The 21,617-nt window shown below is 70.2% G+C and carries 17 protein-coding genes; 7 read left to right on the forward strand and 10 right to left on the reverse strand.

The features are described from left to right. Positions 1-5 precede the first annotated feature (5 nt). From OHB41_RS31915 to cimA, 3 genes are all read left to right on the forward strand, one after another. Positions 6-1,043: an agmatine deiminase family protein gene (locus OHB41_RS31915; RefSeq protein ID WP_266701573.1), complete on the forward strand. Its 1,038-nt coding sequence runs from the start codon at positions 6-8 to the stop codon at positions 1,041-1,043. 227 nt (positions 1,044-1,270) lie between these two features. Next, on the forward strand, positions 1,271-1,807 hold the full coding sequence (locus OHB41_RS31920) for a TetR/AcrR family transcriptional regulator (RefSeq protein WP_266706292.1): 537 nt from the start codon (positions 1,271-1,273) through the stop codon (positions 1,805-1,807). Between the two features lie 437 nt (positions 1,808-2,244). Next, positions 2,245-3,849 (forward strand): citramalate synthase, encoded by a 1,605-nt coding sequence (gene cimA, locus OHB41_RS31925; protein ID WP_266701575.1) that lies wholly within the window; start codon positions 2,245-2,247, stop codon positions 3,847-3,849. A gap of 72 nt (positions 3,850-3,921) precedes the next feature. Here cimA and OHB41_RS31930 read toward each other — a convergent pair whose 3' ends face one another. Beyond that, the gene (locus OHB41_RS31930) at positions 3,922-5,787 is read right to left on the reverse strand and encodes a ricin-type beta-trefoil lectin domain protein (protein WP_266701577.1); all 1,866 of its coding nucleotides are present in this window, start codon (positions 5,785-5,787) and stop codon (positions 3,922-3,924) included. Between the two features lie 238 nt (positions 5,788-6,025). Between OHB41_RS31930 and OHB41_RS31935 the strand changes: the two genes are divergently transcribed. Then, positions 6,026-9,046: a glycoside hydrolase family 3 protein gene (locus OHB41_RS31935; protein WP_266701579.1), complete on the forward strand. Its 3,021-nt coding sequence runs from the start codon at positions 6,026-6,028 to the stop codon at positions 9,044-9,046. Positions 9,047-9,191: 145 nt separating this feature from the next. Further along, positions 9,192-10,544 carry a hypothetical protein gene (locus tag OHB41_RS31940; protein WP_266701581.1) on the forward strand — a complete coding sequence of 451 codons (1,353 nt, stop codon included), beginning with the start codon at positions 9,192-9,194 and terminating at the stop codon, positions 10,542-10,544. A 205-nt stretch (positions 10,545-10,749) separates the two neighbouring features. Here OHB41_RS31940 and OHB41_RS31945 read toward each other — a convergent pair whose 3' ends face one another. Beyond that, the gene (locus OHB41_RS31945) at positions 10,750-11,247 is read right to left on the reverse strand and encodes a GNAT family N-acetyltransferase (protein ID WP_266701583.1); all 498 of its coding nucleotides are present in this window, start codon (positions 11,245-11,247) and stop codon (positions 10,750-10,752) included. A 187-nt stretch (positions 11,248-11,434) separates the two neighbouring features. Further along, positions 11,435-12,046 carry a YceI family protein gene (locus OHB41_RS31950; RefSeq protein ID WP_266701585.1) on the reverse strand — a complete coding sequence of 204 codons (612 nt, stop codon included), beginning with the start codon at positions 12,044-12,046 and terminating at the stop codon, positions 11,435-11,437. Positions 12,047-12,666: 620 nt separating this feature from the next. Here OHB41_RS31950 and OHB41_RS31955 point away from each other — a divergent pair. Together OHB41_RS31955 and OHB41_RS31960 are read left to right on the forward strand one after the other, a co-directional pair. Continuing rightward, a complete protein-coding gene (locus tag OHB41_RS31955) occupies positions 12,667-14,256 on the forward strand; it encodes an acyl-CoA carboxylase subunit beta (RefSeq protein ID WP_266701587.1) in 1,590 nt (529 codons plus the stop codon). Between the two features lie 57 nt (positions 14,257-14,313). After that, positions 14,314-14,508, forward strand: coding sequence for an acyl-CoA carboxylase subunit epsilon (locus tag OHB41_RS31960; protein ID WP_148014275.1), 195 nt, complete (start codon positions 14,314-14,316; stop codon positions 14,506-14,508). 370 nt (positions 14,509-14,878) lie between these two features. Here OHB41_RS31960 and OHB41_RS31965 read toward each other — a convergent pair whose 3' ends face one another. The 7 genes from OHB41_RS31965 to OHB41_RS31995 form a co-directional block, all read right to left on the reverse strand. Continuing rightward, on the reverse strand, positions 14,879-15,460 hold the full coding sequence (locus OHB41_RS31965) for a GTP-binding protein (RefSeq protein ID WP_030793786.1): 582 nt from the start codon (positions 15,458-15,460) through the stop codon (positions 14,879-14,881). Then, positions 15,441-16,031, reverse strand: coding sequence for a DUF742 domain-containing protein (locus OHB41_RS31970; RefSeq protein ID WP_266701590.1), 591 nt, complete (start codon positions 16,029-16,031; stop codon positions 15,441-15,443). Before OHB41_RS31970 ends, OHB41_RS31965 begins: the two co-directional genes overlap by 20 nt. A gap of 94 nt (positions 16,032-16,125) precedes the next feature. Next, positions 16,126-16,539 carry a roadblock/LC7 domain-containing protein gene (locus tag OHB41_RS31975; protein WP_005479603.1) on the reverse strand — a complete coding sequence of 138 codons (414 nt, stop codon included), beginning with the start codon at positions 16,537-16,539 and terminating at the stop codon, positions 16,126-16,128. Between the two features lie 10 nt (positions 16,540-16,549). Beyond that, positions 16,550-19,780 carry a sensor histidine kinase gene (locus OHB41_RS31980; RefSeq protein ID WP_266701598.1) on the reverse strand — a complete coding sequence of 1,077 codons (3,231 nt, stop codon included), beginning with the start codon at positions 19,778-19,780 and terminating at the stop codon, positions 16,550-16,552. Positions 19,781-20,130: 350 nt separating this feature from the next. Continuing rightward, positions 20,131-20,706, reverse strand: a complete 576-nt coding sequence (locus OHB41_RS31985; protein WP_028802395.1) for a GTP-binding protein — start codon at positions 20,704-20,706, stop codon at positions 20,131-20,133. Continuing rightward, the gene (locus OHB41_RS31990) at positions 20,687-21,085 is read right to left on the reverse strand and encodes a DUF742 domain-containing protein (RefSeq protein ID WP_148010631.1); all 399 of its coding nucleotides are present in this window, start codon (positions 21,083-21,085) and stop codon (positions 20,687-20,689) included. Before OHB41_RS31990 ends, OHB41_RS31985 begins: the two co-directional genes overlap by 20 nt. 111 nt (positions 21,086-21,196) lie before the next feature. Then, entirely contained in the window at positions 21,197-21,610 is a 414-nt protein-coding gene (locus tag OHB41_RS31995) for a roadblock/LC7 domain-containing protein (protein WP_010984127.1), read from the reverse strand. Between the last annotated feature and the right edge of the window lie 7 nt (positions 21,611-21,617).

Raw genomic sequence — 21,617 nt, forward strand, 5'->3', positions numbered from 1 at the left:
ACGTCATGACCCCTGCCTCCGACGGTTTCCGGATGCCCGCCGAGTGGGACGCGCACGAGCGCACCTGGATGGCGTGGCCGGGCCCGAACCCCACCTTCGACGACCCGGACGACCTCGCGCGGGCGCGGGCCGCCTGGGCGTCGGTGGCGCGCGCGGTCCGCCGCTTCGAACCGGTCACCGTCGTGTGCGGGCCGGGGCAGTCCCGGGAGGCCGCCGAGCTCCTCGGCCCCGGCGTCGACACCGTCGAGCGGGAACTCGACGACGCCTGGATGCGTGACATCGGCCCCACCTTCCTGACCGACGGGAAGGGCGGACTCGCCGCCGTGGACTGGACGTTCAACGGCTGGGGCGCCCAGGACTGGGCGCGCTGGGAGCACGACGCCAAGATCGGCGCGTATGTCTCGGACCTCGCGGGCGCGCGGACGTACGCCTCACGGCTGGTCAACGAGGGCGGCGCGATCCACGTGGACGGCGAGGGGACCGTTCTGCTCACCGAGACCGTCCAGCTGGGTCCGGAGCGCAACCCGGACTGGACGCGCGAGCGGGTCGAGGCGGAGATCCACGCCCATCTCGGCACCCGCAAGGCGATCTGGCTGCCGCGCGGGCTGACCGGCGACTACCCCCCGTACGGCTTCGGCACGCTCGGACACGTCGACATCGTGGCGGCCTTCGCCCGCCCCGGAGTCGTCGTCGCCCACCACCAGCCGGATCCCGCGCACCCCGACCACGAGGTGACGAAGGAGGCCATCGGGCTGCTGAGGGCGCAGACCGACGCGCGCGGGCGCCCCCTGGAGGTCGTCGAGGTCCCGGCCCCGACCGTCCTGGAGGCGGACGGGCACTGGGCGGACTACTCGTACATCAACCACTACCTCTGCAACGGCGGTGTCGTGCTGTGCGGCTTCGACGACCCGCGTGACGAGACCGCGGCCGGTATCTTCCGCGGACTGTTCCCCGAGCGGACGGTGACCCTGGTGGACGCCCGTACGATCTTCGCCGGCGGGGGCGGTATCCACTGCATCACCCAGCAGCAGCCGAAGGCCTGAGGCCAGGGGGCCGAGGTCCGGGGTCCGCCGACACCCGCGCGAGCGGGGGTCGGGTAGAACGTACGGGTGAACGTACTGCTCAGTGCCGTGTGCCCGCGCCGCCCTCGCCGGGCCGAGGTGACCACCGGGGCCGACCTGGCCCCCGGCGGTACGGAGACCGTGGAGGCCGCCCCGTGACCCGTCGCCGCAACACCGCACCGCCCCGCGAGGAGGTCCTCGGGGTGGCGATGGGCATGATCGCCGAGCGCGGTCTGGAGAAGCTCACCATGGCGGCGCTCGGCCGCGAGGTCGGGATGAGCAGCGGCCACCTCCTCTACTACTTCCGCTCCAAGGACGAACTGCTGCTGCAGACACTGGAGTGGAGCGAGGGCCGGCTCGGCGCCGAGCGCGGCCGGCTGCTCGCCGCGCGGGGCAGCGCCCGCGGCCGCCTGGACGCGTACGTCGACCTGTACGTCCCCGACGGCCACCGCGACCCCCACTGGACGCTCTGGCTGGAGGTCTGGAACCACTCGCAGAACGCCGGCGAGGACGCCCGTGAACGGCAGGTCGCCATCGAGGGGGCCTGGCACCGGGACCTGGTGGCGCTGATCGCCGAGGGTGTCTCGCGCGGCGAGTTCCGGCAGGTCGACCCGGACCGCTTCGCCGCCCGGCTGCGGGCCCTGCTCGACGGTTTCTCCATCCACGTGGCGATCGGCCTGCGCGGCACCGACCGGGAGCGGACCCTCGGCCACGTCAAGGAGTTCCTGGACGAATCGCTCGGCTGACCCCGGTGCCCGGGCGCGGACCGTCGACCCGTCCCGGAGGGGGACGCCCTGGTCATGCCCGGCTCGCGCACCGGTGAGCCGCACACCGCGCCCCCGTCCGGGACGGCCGTGGCCGGAAGCCGCCCCCGGAATCGGACGAACCGCCCGCATCCTGAGACGATCTGGGACAGGGGGCGGCGCTGTGCCAGACTGCCCCCGTGCTCTCGTTCGCCATGATTATGGGCAGCAGGCGCGCCGGTCCGCAGTGACCGCCACGTACCACCACGTACGGGCGGGCACCGTCGTCCTCGACCCGCGCGCAGACCTCTCGCACCCGCGAGAGGTTTTTCGTTTTCCTGGCCCACCACAAGCCGGGAAGGGAGCGCGAGGGATCATTGGGGGACGGTGGAGCCGGTCATTCCGGTACAGACCGAGATCCAACACAGGAGCCAGACACCATGACCGAAACCAGCGAGCTCGACGATTCGTTCCACGTCTTCGACACGACCCTGCGCGACGGCGCGCAGCGTGAGGGCATCAACCTCACCGTGGCGGACAAGCTGGCCATCGCACGGCACCTGGACGACTTCGGGGTGGGCTTCATCGAGGGCGGCTGGCCCGGCGCCAACCCGCGTGACACCGAGTTCTTCGCCCGCGCCCGGCAGGAGATCGACTTCAAGCACGCCCAGCTCGTGGCCTTCGGCGCCACCCGCCGGGCGGGAGCGAAGGCGAGCGAGGACCAGCAGGTCAAGGCGCTCCTGGACTCCGGCGCCCCGGTGATCACGCTGGTGGCCAAGTCCCACGACCGCCATGTCGAGCTCGCGCTGCGCACGACCCTGGACGAGAACCTGGAGATGGTCCGCGACACCGTCTCCTACCTCCGTTCGCAGGGCCGGCGCGTCTTCGTCGACTGCGAGCACTTCTTCGACGGCTACCGCGCGAACCCCGCGTACGCGAAGGCGGTCGTCCGGGCCGCCTCCGAGGCGGGCGCCGACGTGGTCGTGCTCTGCGACACCAACGGCGGCATGCTGCCGGCCCAGGTCCAGGCGGTCGTGGCCACCGTCCTCGCCGACACCGGCGCCCGGCTCGGCATGCACGCCCAGGACGACACGGGCTGCGCGGTCGCCAACACGCTGGCCGCCGTCGACGCGGGCGCGACGCACGTGCAGTGCACGGCGAACGGCTACGGCGAGCGCGTCGGAAACTCGAACCTGTTCCCGGTGGTGGCGGCCCTGGAGCTGAAGTACGGCAAGCAGGTGCTGCCCGAGGGCGCGCTGCGGGAGATGACGAGGATCTCGCACGCGATCGCGGAGGTGGTCAACCTGACGCCCTCGACGCACCAGCCCTATGTGGGTGTTTCCGCGTTCGCGCACAAGGCCGGCCTGCACGCTTCCGCGATCAAGGTCGACCCGGACCTCTACCAGCACATCGACCCCGAGCAGGTCGGCAACACCATGCGGATGCTGGTCTCCGACATGGCGGGCCGCGCGTCGATCGAGCTCAAGGGCAAGGAACTCGGCATCGACCTCGGCGGTGACCGCGAACTGGTGGGCCGGGTCGTCGAGCGGGTCAAGGAACGCGAGCTCAGGGGCTACACGTACGAGGCCGCCGACGCTTCCTTCGAGCTCCTGCTGCGCGCGGAGGCCGAGGGCAAGGCCCGCAAGTACTTCGAGGTCGAGTCCTGGCGGGCCATCGTCGAGGACCGCCCCGACGGCACCCACGCCAACGAGGCCACGGTCAAGCTCTTCGCCAAGGGCGAGCGCATCGTCGCCACCGCCGAGGGCAACGGTCCCGTCAACGCCCTCGACCGCGCGCTGCGGGTCGCGCTCGAGAAGATCTACCCCCAGCTCGCCACGCTGGAACTCGTCGACTACAAGGTGCGCATCCTGGAGGGCAAGCACGGCACGTCCTCCACGACCCGCGTGCTCATCTCCACCTCCGACGGCGCGGGCGAGTGGTCCACGGTCGGCGTCGGCGAGAACGTCATCGCCGCGTCCTGGCAGGCACTGGAGGACGCGTGCACGTACGGGCTGCTGCGGGCGGGAGTGGAACCGGCCGCGTAGCCCGCACGGCCCGCACGGGTCCCCGGCGAGGCGCGAAGACCTCGCCGGGGACCCGTGCCGGGCCTCCGCGGCCTACTGCAGGTGCCACTTCTGGTTGGCGGCGCCCGTGCACGTCCAGATCTGCGCCCGCGCCCCGTTCGCCGAGGAGTTGTCGGTCACGTCGAGGCACTTGTTCGCCGCGGTGTTGACCACGTCACCCGTCGAGGCGTTGTACGACCACCGCTGGGCACCGCTCCCGTTGCAGTCGTACAGCTGGACCTTGGCGCCGTTCGCCGTCGAGGCCGAGGTCACGTCCAGGCACTTGCCGAGCGTCTGCACCGAGCCGTCCGCCTGCACGGCCCACTTCTGGGCCGCGCTGCCGTTGCAGTCGTAGAGCTGCACCGCCGCGCCGTTGGCGCTCGAACCGCCCGCCACGTCCAGGCACTTGCCCGCGAGCCCGACGAAGGAGCCGGACTGGCCGCCGCCCCCGCCCGACTGCGTGCCGGACCAGGTGAAGGTGGCCGAGGTCTTGCCCGGCAACGAGTAAGTGGCGTGCTGTGAGCCCCAGTTGACAGTGATCGTCTTCGCGGCGGACGCGTCGTTGTACGCGATCAGCGCCTTCGACCCGTCGGGGTTGCGCCACGCCACGTTCGGCACCGACGCGGACGCCGTCGACGCGATCCGCTGGGCACCCGGCCGGACGAACTTCGTCAGGTGGCCCATCGTGTAGTACTCGACCGTGTAGTCGACGCTCCCGCTCGCGCCGTCTCCGTTGTGGACGGTGATCAGCCCGGAGCAGGTCCCGCAGCCGCCGTTGTGCGGCCCCCGGTTCTGGTCCACGGCCAGCGACCACTTCGTCACCGACTTCGCCCAGTTGCGCGTGTAGTCGACGATGTTGAGCATGTCCTCGCGCTGCTGGTTGGCGATCCAGGTGCCGCCGGAGTGCTCGGTCCCGAAGGCGTCCAGGCCCGGGTACTGGTTGTGCACACTCGTCTGCTTGTTCACGTCCCCGCCGTACCCGTGCCAGGCGATCCCGCCGAAGTTCGGGTGGGAGCGCACCGCCGCGTCGTCGACGGTCTGGGCGGCGTACGAGTCGTACACGTCCCAGTTCCAGTCGTGGGCGAGGACCTTCGTGGACAGGCCCGCCGCCTGCAGCTTCGGCAGCAGCTCACTCTTGGTGAAGTAGGCGAGCCCGGAGCCGTTCCAGCTCATCGAGGGATACCCCGAGCAGCACGTCGGCTCGTTCTGCGCGGTGACGTACGAGACCGGCACACCCTGGTCCCGGTAGGCCTGGAGGTACTTCACGAAGTACGAGGCGTACGCCCCGTAGTCCTCCGACTTCAGCCAGCCGCCGTTGAGCTGCCCGCTGTCCTTCATCCAGGCCGGAGCCGTCCACGGCGAGGCCATCACCGTCAGTGACGGGTTCAGCTGGAGCGCCTGCTTCGTCAGCGGCACCACGTCGGCCAGATCGTGCGCGATCGAGAACTGCGCCAGGTTCGGGTCGCTCTGCCCGGCCGGCACGTCGTCGTAGGTGTAGCCGTACCGCGCGAGATCCGACGCGCCCATCGGATTGCGCAGGAAGGACAGTCCGATGCCGTCCGTCGGCGAGAACAGCTTGCGCATCGTGGCGTCCCGCGTGGACTGCGAGAGCGCGCCGCTGCTGTTCATCAGCCAGGCGGCGGTGTCGGTGAAGGAGGCTCCGCCGCCGGTGAAGGTCTGGTACCGGGTGTTCTCGTCGACGGTGATGTTCTCGCCGCTTCCGCCGCTGCCGGACTGGAAGGCGAACGGCGCCTGGGCCTGGAGCCCGCGTACGACATGACGGCCGCCGTCGTCGTCGGTCGTGGTCAGCCAGGCGGTGACCTGTTCGCCCGCGGCGTGCGCGGGCGCGGCCGCGGTGAACCCGGCCGTGGTGAGCAGCCCGGCGAGAAGCAGCCGGACCGCTCGAGTGGATCCCCTCATGGGGCGCCGCCCTTCTGGAGGTGGGGGTGGGGAGGCGTGCGAGGCGTGAGTAAATGACGGCTTCCCGGGCGCGTCAAGGGGGTGCGCGTTCACACTTTGAAGGAACAACAGCCCTGATCCGGCCGGGGGTTGAGTCTGTACCGGTTCTGGCGTGAAGCCTTGACGGCCCCCCGTGGCGTCAGTTAACTCACGCCGTGATCTAAGTCGTAAGTGAACTAAGAGAGCCGAGGGAAGGTACATGCGAAGAACCGCCCTGCTCGCCTCCGCCGCCCTGCTTGTCGGGCTGCTGCCCCTGGCCGCGGCCGGTACGGTCGCCGCGGCCGACGACCCCGCGCCCGTCCCGGTCGACCGTTTCGAGGGGGAAGTGCCCTTCGCGAACCCGCCCGCCGAAGGCGTCTTCACCTGGGGCGGCGACGCCGACGACCCGCCCGCGCTCGCCCTGACCGCACGGTCCGACGCCCCCGAGGGCGGCAAGGTCCTCAGCGGCGACTACGACATCAGCGGCTACGGCGGCTTCACCCATGACTTCGCCTTCGACCAGCCGGCCCACGACTGGTCCGCCCACAAGGGCATCCGTTTCTGGTGGGACGGCCAGAACAACGCCAAGAAGGTCAGCTTCGAGATCAAGGACGGCGGCGCCAACGGCGAGGCCTCCGAGCTGTGGACGACGTCCTTCACCGACGACTTCACCGGCTGGAAGCAGATCGAGATCCCCTTCACCGACTTCGTCTACCGCACGGACTACCAGCCCGTCGGCGGCATCGACCAGGTCCTCGGCCTCACCCAGATGTGGGGGTACGCCGTCACGCTCCCGGTCGGCGTGAAGGGCCGGTTCGCCATGGACGACGTCGAGCTGTACGGCAAGGGGGACCAGTCCCTGCGGGCCTCCGTGAGCGCCGACTCGGCCGTCCATCCGGTGAAGGAGGGCGGGACGGCGACGGTGAAACTCTCCGTCGCCACCACCGGATCCGCCCCGATCGACGAACCGGTGACGGTCGCCTACGAGAGCGCGGGCGGCACCGCCGAGTCCGGCAAGGACTACACCCCGGTCAAGGGCGAGATCACCTTCCCGGCGGGCACGGCCTCCGGAACCTCGCGCACGATCCGGGTGTCCACCCTGAAGGACAAGTCGGCCGAAGCCGCGGAGACGATCCCCCTCAAGCTGACGGTCACCGGCGCGAAGGCTCCCACCGAGACCCCGCAGGTGGTCATCGACGCCCACGGGCTGCCGTACCTGGACCCGAAGCTGCCGGTGCGCAAGCGCGTCGCCGACCTGGTCTCCCGGATGTCCCTGGAGGAGAAGGCCGGGCAGATGACCCAGGCCGAGCGCGGCGCGATCGGCGCGGGCGGCGACATCGCCTCGTACGACCTCGGGTCGCTGCTCTCCGGCGGCGGTTCCACGCCGACGCCCAACACCCCCGCGGCCTGGGCGAAGATGATCGACGGCTACCAGCTCCGGGCCCAGGCCACGCGGTTCCAGATCCCGCTGATCTACGGCGTGGACGCGGTGCACGGCCACAACAACCTCACCGGCGCGACGATCATGCCGCACAACATCGGCATCGGCGCGACCCGTGACCCGGGTCTGGCGGAGAAGGCGGGCGCCGTGACGGCCGCCGAGGTCCGCGCCACCGGCATCCCGTGGGACTTCGCCCCGTGCCTGTGCGTGACCCGCGACGAACGGTGGGGCCGTTCGTACGAGTCCTTCGGTGAGGACCCGGCTCTCGTGAAGTCCATGGAGACGGTCATCCAGGGTCTCCAGGGCGCCCGCGACGGCAAGGACCTGAAGGACGACGACAAGGTGCTGGCGACCGCGAAGCACTTCGTGGGCGACGGCGGCACGGAGTACGGCTCCTCCACGACCGGCTCCTACACCATCGACCAGGGCGTCACGAAGGTCACCCGGCAGCAGCTGGAGGCCGTGCACCTGGCCCCGTACCAGACGGCGGTCGACCGCGGCATCGGCTCGGTCATGCCCTCGTACTCCTCGCTCGACATCCTGGGCGACGGCCAGGGGCCGGTGAAGATGCACGCCCGCGCGGACATGATCAACGGCGTGCTCAAGGGCCGGATGGGCTTCGACGGCTTCGTGATCAGCGACTGGAACGCCATCGACCAGCTCCCCGGCGACTACGCCTCCCACGTCCGCACCTCGGTCAACGCGGGCGTCGACATGATGATGGTGCCGTACTCGTACAAGGACTTCCGTACGACGCTCATCGACGAGGCGAACGCCGGCCGCGTCAGCGCGAAGCGGATCGACGACGCCGTGTCGCGCATCCTGACGCAGAAGTTCAAGCTCGGCCTCTTCGAGAAGCCGTACGCCGACACCAGCGGCGCGTCGCGGATCGGTTCGCCCGCGCACCGGGCGGTGGCCCGCGAGGCGGCGGCCGAGTCGCAGGTCCTGCTGAAGAACTCGGCGGGCGTCCTGCCCCTGAAGAAGTCCCAGAAGGTATACGTCGCCGGTTCGAACGCCGACGACCTCGGCAACCAGACCGGCGGCTGGACCATCACCTGGCAGGGCTCCTCCGGAAAGATCACGGACGGCACCACGATCCTGGACGGGATGAAACGCGCGGGCGGTGACGTCACCTACTCGAAGGACGCCTCCGCGCCCACCAGCGGTTACGACGTGGGGGTGGTCGTCGTCGGCGAGACCCCGTACGCCGAGGGTGTCGGCGATGTCGGCAACGGCAACGACCTGGAGCTGACCGCCGCCGACAAGGCCGCCGTGGACAAGGTGTGCGCCGCCATGAAGTGCGCGGTCCTGATCGTCTCCGGCCGCCCGCAGCTCATCGGCGACCGCCTCGGTGACATCGACGCGCTGGTCGCCTCCTGGCTGCCGGGTACCGAGGGCGACGGTGTCGCGGACGTCCTCTACGGCAAGCGGCCCTTCACCGGACAGCTCCCCGTCACCTGGCCGAAGTCGGAGGCCCAGCTGCCGATCAACGTCGGTGACACGGCCTACGATCCGCAGTTCCCGTACGGCTGGGGGCTGACCACGCTCACCAAGGTCCCCGAGGGCGGCTCCGCGACCCTCAGGGCCCTCGCCCTGGTGGCCGCGGGCGCGGACCGGACCGGCGCCGACGCGCTCGGCCGGGCCGCCGTCTCCAAGGCCCGCCTGCTGGTCCAGCAGAAAGTGTCCCCGGCCCTCACGCCGGCCACCAGCAAGCCCTTCGCCGACGCCGACCACCTCCTCCTGACCGGCCACTACGCCGAGGCGGTGAGCAAGCTGACGGAGGCGTACCGCGCCGCGTGACGTCCAGCGCGCGGCCCGCGAGCACGGAGCGGGTGGGAGCGGGTGGGCCGGTGGGGCGGGGGTGATCCCTCGCCACCTCCGTCCCACCCGCTCCCGATGTACCGTTCAGCGCACGTTCGAGCAGGTTTCGGGTAGCTTCGGAGATATGAAGGCCGCACTGATCCGGGGGCTCCCCGGACTGCTGATCGCGCTGATCCTCGCCGCCTTCGCGGCCCTCCCTCCCGGCGCGTCCCCCGCGTACGCGGCCACCGACGTCGGAACGGTGGCGGCGGCCCTGCGCAAGAGCCCGGTCTACGTCGACCCCGCGGCCTCCGCCCAGCTGTCCACGGCGGACGCCCGGGCCCTCGCAGCGAAGATCAAGAAGGCGGACAAGCCCGTCTTCGTGGCGGTCCTCCCCGACGGCTTCCCCACCCAGAACCTCTTCCGGAACCTCCGCACGGACACCGGTGTCACCGGGCTGTACGCCATCAGGCTCGGCACCCGATTCGACGCCCGCGCGGACTCCGCCGTGCTGGCCCGCACCGCCGTGCAGAACCTCGTCACCAGCGTCCAGGGGGAACCCGCCGGAACCCAGCTGAACGACTTCACGGACCGCGCGCTCGACAGCGTCAAGGGCTCGGCCCCCGCCAGCTGGGGGGCCCACGCGGACAGCGGCGTCTCCACGACCGCGCTGATCGCCGTCGGCGCGGTGATCGTGGCCGGCGCCGCGGGCGCGTTCGCGGTCGTCCGCCGCAACCGGCGCCGCAGGTCGCAGGAGCAGCGGGCCGCGCTGGACAAGCTCCGCGTCGTTGTCGACGAGGACATCACCGCCTTCGGCGAGGAACTCGACCGGCTCGACTTCCACCCCGCGGAGGTCGGCGCGGACGACGCGATGCGCGCCGACTACGAACGCGCGCTCGACGCGTATGAACGGGCGAAGTCGTCCATGGCGGCCGCGCGGCGCCCGGAGGACGTACGCGCCGTCACCGAGGCGCTGGAGGACGGCCGCTTCTCCCTCGCGCTGCTGGCCGCCCGCCGGGAGGGGCGCCCGCTGCCGGAGCGCCGCGCACCCTGCTTCTTCGACCCGCGGCACGGTCCCTCGGTCGCCGACGCGACCTGGACCCCGGCGGGCGGCGCGGCCCGCGAGGTCCCCGTCTGCGCGGCGGACCGGGCCCGGCTGGCCGACGGCGAGGACCCGGCGGTGCGCGAGGTCGACACCGACCAGGGCCGCCGTCCGTACTGGGACGCGGGCCCGGCCTACGGTCCCTGGGCGGGCGGCTACTTCGGCGGCGGCCTCCTCCCCGGTCTCCTCGTCGGCACCCTGCTCGGCGGCGCGATGGCCACCCCCTCCTACGCGGCCGACTACGGCACCGGGTACGGGGACTTCGGTGGCTACGACGGTGGCGACGTCTCGGGTGCCTCCTTCGACCCCGGCGACTTCGGCGGCGGATTCGGAGACGGCGGGGACGGCGGGGGCGGCGACTTCGGTGGCGGGGGAGACTTCGGCGGCGGCTTCTGAGACCCGGCCTCGGTATCGGTGAGCCGGTCCGAGGACACGCGTCGGGGACCGGGGCCGCTGCCGTGCGGCCGCCGCGATCCCACCGGTGGGGAGCCCGGACGGACCCCGTCCGTCGACCGCGACGGAGGGCTGACGCCAGTGGCGTCGGCAAGGCTCGGACCCGGCCAGATCCAGATGGGCTCTCGTCAGGCGTCGGCGCCGGCCGTCAGACGCGGGCGTCGGGCAGGGCGAGCCACTCCCGCCACGAGAGGTCACGGCCGATGAACCGCGGCCGTGCGAAGGGCCAGTCCTCGGCGATCCACCGGGGCACCAGCGAGTCCAGCTCACGCTCCAGACCGGTGCCGGCCCTGTCGTCCGTCACCCACCAGGAGATCTCGGCGTCGGCCCCGGCCTTCTCCGGCGGGTCGATGTAGACACACCCGGACTCGACGGTCCCGGTCTCGTCGAGCAGGACGTAGTTGAACGACTCATGAGCGGCGATCTCGGCCTCGTGCCGCTCCAGATCCTTCTGGTTCGCCTCGTACGTCATCGTCTCGGCGGGCCAGCCCCAGGCCTCCCCGAACAGGGACCAGAGCCGCTCGCGCGAGCCCATGACCACCGGATAGTCCATGGCCGCGTCGGCACCCGTGATGGGCCTGAGGTGATGGCCACCGGGCAGTTCGACACGAAGCGGGTGCGCGAAGTCGGCAGGCAACCAGGTCATGGCCGGAGGCTAGCGGCCGGAAGGCGGTCGCCGCACCGGGATATCGCCCGGCCCCGGCGGACGGCCGTCGCGGACCGGCACCGGCACGTGGGGCGACCCCGTGTGCGCGGACGCGCCGGAGCGCCCGCCCTCCCGGTACCGGGGGGAGTAGAGGGCGGGCGCGCTCAGGATGGCGTGCGGCGGCAGATCAGGCGTTCTTGATCGCCGAGATGTCGAAGTTCAGCTTGATCTTGTCGGAGACGAGGACGCCACCGGTCTCCAGGGCCGCGTTCCAGGTGAGGCCCCACTCGGAGCGCAGGATCTCCGCCTTGCCCTCGAAGCCGACGCGCTCGTTGCCGAACGGGTCCTTCGCCGAGCCGTTGAACTCCAGGTCGATGGCGAGCGGCTTGGTGGTGCCGAGGATCGACAGCTCACCGGTGATCCGGTAGTCGTCTCCGCCGAGGGCCTCGGCCTTGGTGGAGCGGAAGGTCATCGTCGGGAACTCGTCGGTCTTGAAGAAGTCCGAGCTCTTGAGGTGGGTGTCGCGGTCCGCGGAGCCCGTCTCGATGCTGTCCATCTTGACGTCGATCGTGGCGGTGGACCGGGACGGGTCGGCGCCGTCCAGGTGCAGCGCACCCTCGAAGTCGTTGAAGGAGCCCTTGACGTTCGTGACCATGGCGTGACGGGCGACGAAGCCGATCGTCGAGTGCGCCGGGTCGATCGTGTAGTCGCCGGTGAGCGCCGCGAGGTCGGGGTTCACGGCGGAGGCTGCCGCGCCGGCGGCGGGGGTGTCGGTGGTCTTGCGGCCGAAGATGCCCATGACGTGCTCCTAAGGGGACGGGGTCGCGGGTCGAGGAATCGGAACCGCGAGGATGATTTTGTTAAACATTCAACGAGGTGAACAGGAGTGACGGTAGACCTATTCCATTCAAGTTTCAACATCATCCGCTGTGTGTTCCCGACGTTACTGTGCGTCTTGGTGCGGCGCTTCCCGGAACGCGTTCCCGGGTGGCCGAGCCGCCGCGCATCGCCGCTGGTGGGGGCTCTGCGGGCCGGTCGTCGCCGCTGTGCGGGCGGGTGTGCGGCACGGCGGCGCTCCGCTAACCTGTTCGCGGGGAGGCCGTGCTCGGGGGAGTCGCCGGGGGCCGTCCGGGACCGGCAGGTGCGGCAGGTGCGTCCGGGCGGATGTGGCGGTCCTCGTGCTCGGCACAGACCGCCGTCCGAGGGGCCGTGTCACTCCGGGGATGGTATGCGTCACCCGTGAATGTGAGGTGACTCTCAGCTGTCGGCTTTGTGTGACCTCTACAAGCCACATGCCCCCTGAGCAGTCAGATCGCCTGCATGTCGTCGAGGTTCTGTTCAGGGGTACCAGGAAAACAGGCCGGAGACTGTACGGAGTCGACGGCTCGCTTTTCTTGTTCGACTTCGTAAGGTCGCTACATGACCGTTTTGGACGAGGCCGCACCCTCAGGCGAACCCACGGACGCACGCGGGCGCGTGGCCGAACTGCACGCGATTCGTGCGGAGGCACTGCGCGGCCCCAGCGAGAGGGCGACCGAGGCCCAGCACGCCAAGGGCAAGCTGACCGCTCGGGAGCGGATCGAGCTGCTCCTCGACCCCGGGTCCTTCCAGGAGGTCGAGCAGCTGCGCCGGCACCGGGCGACCGGCTTCGGCCTGGAGGCCAAGAAGCCGTACACGGACGGTGTGATCACCGGCTGGGGCACGGTGGAGGGCCGTACGGTATTCGTCTACGCCCACGACTTCCGTATCTTCGGCGGCGCGCTCGGCGAGGCGCACGCCACGAAGATCCACAAGATCATGGACATGGCCATCGCGGCCGGGGCGCCGCTGGTCTCCCTCAACGACGGCGCGGGCGCCCGGATCCAGGAGGGTGTCTCCGCGCTGGCCGGCTACGGCGGCATCTTCCAGCGCAACACCAAGGCCTCCGGCGTCATCCCGCAGATCTCGGTGATGCTCGGCCCGTGCGCGGGCGGCGCGGCCTACTCGCCGGCCCTGACCGACTTCGTGTTCATGGTCCGTGAGACCTCGCAGATGTTCATCACCGGCCCGGACGTGGTCAAGGCCGTCACCGGCGAGGAGATCAGCCAGAACGGGCTCGGCGGCGCCGACGTGCACGCCGAGACCAGCGGTGTCTGTCACTTCGCGTACGACGACGAGGAGACCTGCATCGCGGAGGTCCGCTACCTCCTGTCGATGCTCCCGCAGAACAACCGCGAGAACCCCCCGCGGGTGGCCTCCGAGGACCCCGCGGACCGGCGCGGCGACGTCCTCCTCGACCTGGTGCCCGCGGACGGCAACCGGCCCTACGACATGACGAAGGTCATCGAGGAACTCGTCGACGACGGCGACTACCTCGAGGTCCACGAACGCTGGGCCCGCAACATCATCTGCGCGCTGGCCCGCCTGGACGGCCAGGTGGTGGGCATCGTCGCCAACCAGCCGCAGACCCTCGCCGGCGTCCTGGACATCGAAGCCTCCGAAAAAGCTGCGCGCTTTGTCCAGATGTGTGACGCTTTTAACGTTCCGATCATCACCCTCCTGGACGTTCCGGGGTTCCTGCCCGGTGTGGACCAGGAGCACGGCGGGATCATCCGGCACGGCGCGAAGCTCCTGTACGCGTACTGCAACGCGACGGTGCCGAGGATCTCGCTGATCCTGCGCAAGGCGTACGGCGGTGCCTACATCGTCATGGACTCCCAGTCCATCGGCGCGGACCTCACGTACGCGTGGCCCACCAACGAGATCGCCGTGATGGGCGCCGAGGGCGCCGCCAACGTCATCTTCCGCCGCCAGATCGCCGACGCCGCCGATCCCGAGGGCATGCGGGTGCGCATGGTCAAGGAGTACAAGGCGGAACTCATGCACCCCTACTACGCGGCGGAGCGCGGGCTGGTCGACGACGTCATCGACCCCGCCGAGACCCGCGAGGTCCTCATCCGCTCGCTGGCGATGCTGCACACGAAGCACGCGGACCTGCCCTCCCGCAAGCACGGCAACCCCCCGCAGTAACCCTGCGGCTCCTCCGCGGCAGCGCCGCGGAAACCTCTCTCACGGAGACTGACACCTATGAACGACCCTGAGATCCGCGTCGAGAAGGGCCACGCCGAGCCCGAGGAAGTCGCCGCCATCACGGCCATCCTCCTGGCCCGTGCCGCCGCCCAGCCGGACACCACCCCCACCCACCGCGGCCGCGCGAAGGCCGGCTGGCGCCGCCTGGAGCGCGAGCCCGGCTTCCGTGCCCCGCACAGCTGGCACGGGTAGCCTGCGGCGCTCGTGCGTGACGAGGGGCCCGCTCCGTATCCGGAGCGGGCCCCTTCGCCGTACCTGTGGCGACCCCATGGGCTCCCGGCCCCGGGGGAGCGTCTCGGGGCGCGCGTGCCCCTGCCGTACGACCTACGGCACGGGCCCGCAGTCGTACGCCGGAAGGGCCACTGCCCCGCGTCCACGTGACCGGGAGGGAAGCGCCACCGCGGGAAGGCGTCACCAGCGGATGTCCCGTGGGGGAGGAACTCCACCGGAACGGAAACGCCCAGGGGGCGGAAACGCTGCCGAGGGTGGCGTGGAGCACGGCGGAGGGGCGGCTTCTCCAGGGAGAAGCCGCCCCTCCGTTGGCGTTCGTCGCGCGGAGCGGCTACCGCAGGCGGGCCATGAGCGCGTGCTCGACCAGCGTGATGAGCGCGCTCTTCGCGTCCGCGCGGTGGCGGGCGTCCGTCGTGATGATCGGAGCGTCCGGGCCGATCTGCAGCGCCTCGCGGACCTCGTCCGGGTTGTACGGCTGGTTGCCGTCGAACCCGTTGAGGGCGATGACGAAGGGCAGTCCGGAGTTCTCGAAGTAGTCGACCGCGGGGAAGCAGTCGGCGAGGCGGCGGGTGTCGACCAGGACGATCGCGCCGATGGCGCCGCGGACCAGGTCGTCCCACATGAACCAGAAGCGGTCCTGACCAGGGGTGCCGAAGAGGTACAGGATCAGGTCCTGGTCCAGGGTGATGCGGCCGAAGTCCATGGCGACGGTGGTGGTCGTCTTGTCTCCGGTGTGCGTGAGGTCGTCGATGCCCGCGGACGCGGACGTCATGACGGCCTCGGTGCGCAGGGGGTTGATCTCCGAGACGGCGCCGACGAACGTGGTCTTGCCCACGCCGAAGCCGCCCGCCACCACGATCTTCGCGGACGTGGTGGAGCGGGAAGGCCCTCCGCTAGAGCTTGCGAAGTCCACTGAGCACCCTTTCGAGCAAAGTCACGTCTGGCTGGCCGCCGGCGTTTTCGTCGCCGCCCGGCTGATGGATGGCGACCAGGCCCGCCTCCGCCAAGTCGGCGACGAGAATCCTGGCCACGCCGAGAGGGATGGTCAGCAGGGCCGAGATCTCGGCCACCGACTTGATCTCCCGGCAGAGATTGCAGATCCGCTGATGCTCGGGCAACTGGCCCTGCATCTGGTGCGGTTGTGCGGTGGTGTGCACCAGCGCCTCGATGGCGAGCTGGTAACGAGGCCTGGTGCGGCCGCCCGTCATGGCGTACGGACGCACCAGAGGGTTGTTCGACGAACCCGCGGGCGCCGCCTCCGGTGTGCGTCGCTGCGGCTGTACGGGCTGGATGCGCGGCGCCGGGGGCTGGTCGTACGGCGAGGGGCCGGGGCCCTGCGGCGTGTACGGCTGCTGACGGCGGTGGCTTGGTGCGGAGGGGAAGTTGTACCGGTTCGGGTTCTGCGAACCGTCACCCTGGCCCTGCCCCTGGCCGGGGCCGTACGACCAGTTGCCCGAAGACGAACCGCCTGGGGGTGTTGCCACTTTCTCCTCCTCCGACTGTGCCTGGCACCCATCCGTGTGGGACCGCGTCCCGAAACCTTACGGCCCCGGGACGCCAAAACGCACGGTCTGGCTGTTAGTTGAGAAGGCTCCCTTGGAGCTCCGCTCGAAGATCCGGTGTCAGGACCGTACCCGCACGGTCCACCAGAAGGGCCATCTCGTACCCGATGAGACCGATGTCCGCTTCGGGATGTGCAAGGACCGCGAGCGACGAACCATCGGAAACGGACATGATGAAGAGGAATCCTCGCTCCATCTCCACAACTGTCTGGTTCACACTGCCGCCCTCGAAGATGCGGGACGCACCCGCGGTCAGCGAGGTCAGACCGGACGCGACAGCCGCGAGCTGGTCGGCGCGGTCACGGGGAAAGCCTTCGGACATCGCCAGAAGGAGTCCGTCGGCGGAGACCACCACGGTGTGGGACACCCCGGGGGTGTTGTCCACGAAGTTGGTGATCAACCAGTTCAGGTTCTGCGCCGCCTGGCTCATCGGGCTCACACTAACGCTCCTGGTTGTAGGTGCTGTCAGAACCGAAGCCCTGACCGTTCGTGTCACTACTGGCATTGCGTCCCTGCTGCACGCCGCGGCGCAGGTTGCTGAGCCTGCCCCGGATGTCCTCGGGAGCACGGGAGACCTGAGGGCCACCCTGCGGGGTCGATTCCGCGGTTCCCTCGACCAGGTTGGCCTTGGGGACCCGACGCGGCAGCCCGGACGAGGTGACCCCGCCCGCCTTGGGCTTCTTGAGCTGCTCGGCACGCTGCCACCGGTCGTCGTTGTTCGAACGCCAGTCGTCGTTGCCGTTGCCGTCGCTGTTGCCCGCGGGCGGCGTCTGGACCTCCTGGGCACCCGGCACGGCAGGGCGCCGGCCGTTGGCCCCGTTCGCGGCGGATCCGCGGCGCGGCAGCCCGGCGTCGGTCATCTGGTGCGCGGACGAGGGGGCAGGACCCGGTCGGCCGAAGCCTACGCGGTCCTGCTCACCCGCGTCAGCGACCTGCGCGGATTCCGCCTCCGGAGCGTACCCGGACCGGTGGTCGTTCCGGTACGCGTCCCGCTGCGGCCAGTCGTCCTGGTAGGACGGCTCCTCGAACGCGGAGAACGTCTCCGGGGCGGCACCGCGGGCCTCCACGGGCTCCGCCTGGGAAGGCTCCGCGTACCCGGGTTCCGGGTAGCCGCCGTTCGTCGGGAAGTACGTCTCGTCGTACGTCGGCTGCTGCGGTGCCTCGTACGCCGACTGCTGGTCGTACGTCGCGGGCTGCTCCTCGTAGGCCCTCTGCCCGTTGCCGTACGCCGGCTGTCCGCCCTCGAAGGACGGCTGAGCGCCGTCGTAGCCGGGCTGGGGCGCGTTGAAGTTCTCCGGGTACTGCCCGGCCTCCAGCGCGTCCGGCTGGCCCGTCGTCTGGGCCTCCAGGGCCGCGCGGCGCTCCTCGCGGACCAGGGAGCGGCCGACGGGGTCCAACTCGCGGATGTCGTCGGGGACTTCGGCGTAGCGGCTGTCGTCGAAGCCGAGTTCCGCGGCGGTGCGTGTCGACTCGGCCTGGAAGGACTCCGCCCGGAAGGACTGCTGTTCCGGGATGATCTGCGACACGGTGAACTCGTCGCGCTGCACCTGCTGTTCGCCTCCACCACCATGGGTGATCGCGTCGGGGAGCATGACCAGCGAGGTCGTTCCGGCCTGCTCGCCCGAGGGACGCAGCTGGACGCGGATGCCGTGCCGGTCGGACAGCCGGCCGACCACGAACAGGCCCATGCGCTGGGAGATCGCGGCGTCCACGGTCGGCGGGTTGGCCAGCTTGTGGTTGATGTCCGCGAAGTCCTCGGCGGTGAGGCCGATGCCCTTGTCGTGGATCTCGACCATGACGCGGCCGTCCGGGAGGCGGGTCGCGGTGACGCGGACCTTGGTCTGCGGGGAGGAGAACGTGGTGGCGTTCTCCAGCAGCTCGGCGAGCAGGTGCACGAGGTCGGTCACGGCGCGGCCGTGGATCTCGGCCTCCGGGACGCCGGAGAGCTCGATGCGCTCGTACTGCTCCACCTCGGAGGAGGCGGCGCGCAGGACGTCCACGAGGGGCACCGGCTGGTCCCAGCGGCGGCCGGGCTCCTCGCCGGCGAGGACGAGGAGGTTCTCGCCGTTGCGGCGCATACGGGTCGCGAGGTGGTCCAGGCGGAAGAGGTTCTCCAACTGGTCCGGGTCGGCCTCGTTGTTCTCCAGGTCGGTGATCAGGGTCAGCTGGCCCTCGATCAGCGACTGGTTGCGGCGCGACAGGTTGGTGAAGATCGCGTTGATGTTGCCCCGGAGGAGGGCCTGCTCGGCGGCGAGCCGGACGGCCTCGCGGTGGACCTGGTCGAAGGCGCGGGCGACCTCGCCGATCTCGTCCGTGGTGGTGATCGGGATGGGCTGGACGCGGGTGTCGACGCGGCCGGGGTCGGTGCGCGAGAGCTGGTCGACCAGCATCGGCAGACGCTGTTCGGCGACACTGAAGGCCGCGTTGCGCAGCTGGCGCATCGCGCGGCTCATCTGGCGGGCCACCATGCCGGCCAGGATGAACGCGGCGAGCAGGGCGACCACGACGGCGCCGCCGGTGATGAAGGCGTCGGTCTTGGCGTTGTCGGCGATGTCGGCGGCCTCGGCCACCGCCTTGTCGGCGAGGTCCGACTCGATCTGCCGGTAGCCGTTGTACTTGGCGGTGTTGACCGCCCACCAGTTCTGCGGGGTGACGCCGTTCGTGGCGAGCTCGGCGCGCTCGGAGTCGAGCGGCGACTTCAGGCCGACGATCCGCGTGACCATGTCGGCCGGCGGGGGGACGTACTTCTGGCCCTGGGCCGCGGCGGCGGTCCCGGCCTGGGTGGCCTGGCTCTTGAGCTCGGCCGTGATCTGCTTCGTCACCGCGTCGAGCTTGGCGGCGTCGGCCGGGGTGCCACCGCCGAGGTACTCCTCGACGGCGATGCCCTCCAGGTAGGCGTACGAGGAGAGGGCGGTGCGCTGGGTGGCGAGAGCGCCCAGACCCGGGCCCGGCTTGATCAGGAGGTGCATGCCGATGGACCGCTCGAGGGACAGCGCGGCCTTGGACAGTGAGATCGCGTAGACCGTACGGCCGTAGCTGGTGATGTTTCCGGTGCCCAGGCCGAGCTCGTTGGCGAACTCCATCAGCGGGTGCTGGATCTGGAGGTAGCCCTCTTCGGTCTTCACGTTGTCGAGCTTGTAGGCGACCTTGCGCAGGTTGCCGAGACCGGGCTCCACCTTGCGGAAGTTGGCGAGCCGGCGCTCCAGGCCCGGCGTCTTCGGCATGTTCTGGGCGGCCCGGTTGAAGACGGTCGCTGCCGCGTCCGTGTCCTTGTAGGCCTTGACGACCGTGGGGTCGCTGGCGCCCTTGCCGTTCTTGTTCTCCAGCAGCGGCTGGGCGGTGACGTCACGCTCGACGAAGAGCTTGTCGCCGTAGGCCAGCGCGGCCTGCACCAGACGGGCCGTCTTCTCCGCGTCCTGAGCCTGCTGCCAGGTGTTGATGGAGCTCTTCACCTGGAAGCCGCCCATGACGAGGCCGACGACCACGGGTATGAGCAGGATCGCGTTCAGCCTGGTGGGTACGCGCCAGTTGCGGGGGGACAGACGACCGCCGCTCGGCGCGGGCGCCGGCACGGGCTCCGGAACAGGCACCTGTGCGGGCGCCGCTCCGCGCGGCGGCGGGGTGAAGTTGCCCCGTGCCGTCGGCTCGGGACCGTTCTTGCTTCGCCTCACTCGACCAACAACCTCTCGGCGTCGGCACCTACGTTGTGCCGCGGTGTCTCCAGCGCCCTTGACTACTGGGCAGTTCAGCGCATTCCAGCACGTCAGGCGGCGCCCTTCCAAACACTCGGAACCGAGGGTTCCGAGTGATGCATCCCCCAGATAAAACGGTCATAAAGAACGAGCCCCGTCAAAAGACGGGGCTTTTATGAGCACAGCGGCACCGGGTGACCGCGATGCGTGGTGGTGCCCATCGAATTCCATGTCGAAACGTTATGAACACTGTGGCCGGCCGTGTCAAACGACACAGCCGGCTCCAATGCGTCTACGACAACTTCCTTATGAAACTGTCGACTTGAGTGCTAGCGCAGACGTGCCATGAGTGCGTGCTCGACCAGCGTGATGAGCGCGCTCTTCGCGTCCGCGCGGTGCCGGGCATCCGTCGTGATGATCGGAGCGTCCGGGCCGATCTGCAGAGCCTCGCGCACTTCTTCGGGGTTGTAGGGCTGGTGTCCGTCGAACCCGTTGAGGGCGATGACGAAGGGCAGTCCGGAGTTCTCGAAGTAGTCGACCGCGGGGAAGCAGTCGGCGAGGCGGCGGGTGTCCACCAGGACCACGGCGCCGATGGCGCCGCGGACCAGGTCGTCCCACATGAACCAGAAGCGGTCCTGACCCGGCGTACCGAAGAGGTACAGGATCAGGTCCTGGTCCAGGGTGATGCGGCCGAAGTCCATGGCGACGGTGGTGGTCGTCTTGTCTCCGGTGTGCGTGAGGTCGTCGATGCCCGCGGACGCGGACGTCATGACGGCCTCGGTGCGCAGCGGGTTGATCTCCGAGACGGCGCCGACGAACGTGGTCTTGCCCACGCCGAAGCCGCCCGCCACCACGATCTTCGCGGAGGTGGTCGCCCGACCTCCGTCAGAGCTTGCGAAGTCCACTGAGCACCCTTTCGAGCAAAGTCACGTCTGGCGCGCCGCCGTTGTTCTCATCGCCGCCCGGCTGGTGGATGGCGACGAGTCCGGCCTCCGCGAGGTCCGCGACGAGGATCCTGGCCACACCGAGCGGCATGGACAGGAGGGCCGACACCTCGGCCACCGACTTGACCTCACGGCACAGGTGGCAGATCCGCTGGTGCTCCGGGAGCAGCCCCATCAACTGCGTGGGGTCGGCCGTGGTGCTGATCAGCGCCTCGATGGCGAGTTGGTACCGCGGCCGGGTCCGGCCGCCGGTCATCGCGTACGGACGTACCAGCGGCTGGTCGCCCTCGTCCCCGTACGGCTCAGCGTACGGATCATGAGAGGCGGTGGGCGGGGTCATGAATCCTCCGGGCGGGACAGCAGGTCGGTCAGTCGTGCCGTCTGTTGGGGCCGGTGGGGGGATTGTGGCGGCCGGACGGTGATTTCGTGCAGTCGGTAGAACCAGGAGCCGTCAGTGGAGCAGACTTCCCTGTAGTTCGGCGCGCAGGTCCGGAGTGAGTACAGCGCCCGCCCGGTCGACGAGCAGTGCCATTTCGTAGCCGACAAGGCCGATGTCGCACTCCGGGTGTGAGAGGACCGCGAGGGACGAGCCGTCCGAGACGGACATCAGGAAGAGGAAGCCGCGCTCCATCTCGACGACCGTCTGGGCCACCGTGCCGCCCTCGAAGATCCGGGAGGCCCCGGCGGTCAGTGAGGTCAGCCCGGACGCGACGGCCGCGAGCTGGTCGGCGCGGTCGCGCGGGAATCCTTCGGACATCGCCAGAAGGAGCCCGTCGGCGGACACGACGACGGTGTGGGACACCCCGGGGGTGTTGTCCACGAAGTTGGTGATCAACCAGTTCAGATTCTGTGCGGCCTGGCTCATCGGGCTC

It is taken from the genome of Streptomyces sp. NBC_01571, assembly GCF_026339875.1.
In the GTDB taxonomy this organism is placed as follows: domain Bacteria; phylum Actinomycetota; class Actinomycetes; order Streptomycetales; family Streptomycetaceae; genus Streptomyces.

Bases quoted from the DNA above. Each gene is read 5' to 3' on its own strand.
- OHB41_RS31915 (WP_266701573.1), top strand. From the start codon at position 6: ATGACCCCTGCCTCCGACGGTTTCCGGATGCCCGCCGAGTGGGACGCG.
- OHB41_RS31920 (WP_266706292.1), top strand. From the start codon at position 1,271: ATGGGCATGATCGCCGAGCGCGGTCTGGAGAAGCTCACCATGGCGGCG.
- cimA (WP_266701575.1), top strand. From the start codon at position 2,245: ATGACCGAAACCAGCGAGCTCGACGATTCGTTCCACGTCTTCGACACG.
- OHB41_RS31930 (WP_266701577.1), bottom strand. From the start codon at position 5,787: ATGAGGGGATCCACTCGAGCGGTCCGGCTGCTTCTCGCCGGGCTGCTC.
- OHB41_RS31935 (WP_266701579.1), top strand. From the start codon at position 6,026: ATGCGAAGAACCGCCCTGCTCGCCTCCGCCGCCCTGCTTGTCGGGCTG.
- OHB41_RS31940 (WP_266701581.1), top strand. From the start codon at position 9,192: ATGAAGGCCGCACTGATCCGGGGGCTCCCCGGACTGCTGATCGCGCTG.
- OHB41_RS31945 (WP_266701583.1), bottom strand. From the start codon at position 11,247: ATGACCTGGTTGCCTGCCGACTTCGCGCACCCGCTTCGTGTCGAACTG.
- OHB41_RS31950 (WP_266701585.1), bottom strand. From the start codon at position 12,046: ATGGGCATCTTCGGCCGCAAGACCACCGACACCCCCGCCGCCGGCGCG.
- OHB41_RS31955 (WP_266701587.1), top strand. From the start codon at position 12,667: ATGACCGTTTTGGACGAGGCCGCACCCTCAGGCGAACCCACGGACGCA.
- OHB41_RS31960 (WP_148014275.1), top strand. From the start codon at position 14,314: ATGAACGACCCTGAGATCCGCGTCGAGAAGGGCCACGCCGAGCCCGAG.
- OHB41_RS31975 (WP_005479603.1), bottom strand. From the start codon at position 16,539: ATGAGCCAGGCGGCGCAGAACCTGAACTGGTTGATCACCAACTTCGTG.
- OHB41_RS31990 (WP_148010631.1), bottom strand. From the start codon at position 21,085: ATGACCCCGCCCACCGCCTCTCATGATCCGTACGCTGAGCCGTACGGG.
- OHB41_RS31995 (WP_010984127.1), bottom strand. From the start codon at position 21,610: ATGAGCCAGGCCGCACAGAATCTGAACTGGTTGATCACCAACTTCGTG.